Here is a 1,523-nt window from a genome sequence, read left to right on the forward strand (position 1 = left end):
CCGCTCGGCCCTGCCCTGGAGTCGGCGCCGCGCCGGCGCGCGCACAGGGCACGGCGCTGCGCATCGCGCAATCCACCGCGCTCACCGGGCCGCTGGGCGACCTGGGCTCGGCCATGCACCAGGGCGCCAAGGCCGCCTTCGCCGCCATAAACGCCCAGGGCGGCGTGCAGGGCCAGGCGATCGAACTCACCACGCTGGACGACGGCTACGACATCCCCCGCGCGCTGGCCAACGTGGACAAATTCCTCGCCGACCGCGAGCAGTTCGCGCTCTTCAACTGCATGGGCACGCCCATGGTCGAGGCCATGCTGCCCAAGGTGCTGCCCTCGGGCATGCCGTTCTTCGCCCCGTTCACCGGCGCCATGCTCAGCCGCGTGAAGGGCGCGCGCAGCGTGTTCAACGTGCGCGCCACCTACGCCGACGAGGCCGACAAGCTGGTCCAGCACTTCTCCACGCTGGGCATCCGGCGCATCGCCGTGTCCTACCAGAACAACGCCTTCGGCAAGGAGGTGTTCAACGCCGCCCGCGATGCCATGGCCCGGCTGAAGCTGGGCGAACCGCTGTCCGGCACCGTCGAAAGCGATGCGTCGAACGCCGGCGCCACGGCGCGCCAGGTGGCCGACGGCAACCCCGAGGCGGTGCTGATCGGCCTGGCCGGCAAGCCGGCGCTGGAGTTCGTGAAAGCCTTCCGGAGCCTTCGGCGCGGCACCGCGCTGTATGCCACGTCCGTGATGGGCACCTCGGCCGCCGTCAAGGCCCTGGGACCGGATGCCGTCGGGCTCACCATCTCGCAGGTCGTGCCGCTGCCCACCAACGTGGTGGTGCCGGTGGTGCGCGAATTCCAGGCCGCCTGGAAAGCCGTGGGCGCCACGGCCGAGCCCTCGCACCTGGCGCTGGAGGGCTACATCAACGCCCGCGTGTTCGCCCAGGCCCTGCAGCGCGCGGGCCGCAACCCGTCGCGCGCCGCCTTCGTGGACGCCACCTGGAGCCTCAAGAACTGGGACCTGGGCGGCTTCGAAGTGAACGCCACCGGCCCGGAACGCAGCGCCTCGCGCTTCGTCGAGCTGACCCTCGTGGGGCGGGACGGCCGGTTCATCCGCTGAGCCGCTCAGCGGTCGCCGGCCCGCGATCATCAGAACGCGGTGGACGAATCATTTGCTATTAAATATATAGCAATACAGGCATGAAATCCGCCGGCATGGGCCTGTTTTGGCCTGTACCAGCGCACCCGCTGCGCCCTCGACTTCGCCCTTGGCTTCGCCTTCACTGCGACGGCACGGCGTAGCGGTAGCCCCGGAATGCCCACACCGTGCGGGACGGCTCGATCTTCTCCAGCACCACGCCCGGTGCGGCCTGGTCGCCCTCGTGCAGCACCTGCCCATTGACGATGGCCATGCGGTAGGCCGGGTTGGCCGAATAGGTGGCGCCGCTGAACTGCATGGCCGGCAATTGCTCGCGCACGGACGGCGGCAGATCGCGCTGCGCCACGACGGGCTGGGCCGGGGGCCTGGGCCGGGGCCTGG

2 protein-coding genes are annotated in these 1,523 nt (G+C 70.5%); one reads left to right on the forward strand and one right to left on the reverse strand.

The window, feature by feature from the left end; translation table 11 throughout:
- A partial coding sequence (locus tag AC27IO_RS24095; RefSeq protein ID WP_498741194.1) for an ABC transporter substrate-binding protein occupies positions 1–1,103 on the forward strand: 1,103 nt, incomplete at its 5' end.
- A gap of 160 nt (positions 1,104–1,263) precedes the next feature.
- Here AC27IO_RS24095 and AC27IO_RS24100 read toward each other — a convergent pair.
- Positions 1,264–1,523, reverse strand: a 260-nt coding sequence (locus tag AC27IO_RS24100; protein ID WP_498741196.1) for a general secretion pathway protein GspB, incomplete at its 5' end; no start/stop codon positions are given.

Source organism: Acidovorax sp. KNOB132 (assembly GCF_057541515.1).